The sequence below is a fragment of the Ruegeria sp. AL12 genome (genome assembly GCF_056540885.1).
This window is the reverse complement of sequence record NZ_JBQFXN010000205.1, coordinates 1-526: the sequence shown is the minus strand read 5'-3', so window position 1 is coordinate 526 and position 526 is coordinate 1. Positions and strand designations below refer to the sequence as shown.

Annotated in this window: 1 protein-coding gene; it reads left to right on the top strand. The window is 63.5% G+C overall.

Annotation, left to right across the window (positions count from 1 at the left end):
• A partial coding sequence (locus ACR0C6_RS22240) for a class I tRNA ligase family protein (RefSeq protein WP_480621378.1) occupies window positions 1-526 on the top strand: 526 nt, incomplete at both ends.

The window sequence follows — 526 nt, the reverse complement described above, 5'->3', positions numbered from 1 at the left end:
CCTCCGGCCTCTGGCCCATCGGCACGCTGGGCTGGCCCGAAGATACCGAGGAGCTGGAGCGCTACTTCCCCACGGACGTCCTGATCACCGGCGCGGATATCCTGTTCTTCTGGGTCGCCCGGATGATGATGATGCAACTGGCCGTGGTGAACGAAATCCCGTTCCACACCGTCTATCTGCACACGCTCGTCCGTGACGAGAAGGGCAAGAAGATGTCCAAGACCACCGGCAACGTCATCGACCCGCTGGAAATCGTCGACGAGTTCGGTGCCGACGCGCTGCGGTTCACCAATGCCTCGATGGCGGCGATTGGCGGTGTGCTGAAACTGTCGCGCGAGCGCATCACCGGCTATCGCAACTTCGGCACCAAGCTTTGGAATGCCGTCCGCTTTGCCGAGATGAACGAGGTCTTTACCGACGCCGTCCCGCAACTGGACGTGGCCGACCTGCAGCCCAAGGCCGCCGTAAACCGCTGGATCATCGGCGAAACCGCCCGTGTGCGGGCGGAGGTCGACGCGGCGCTGGA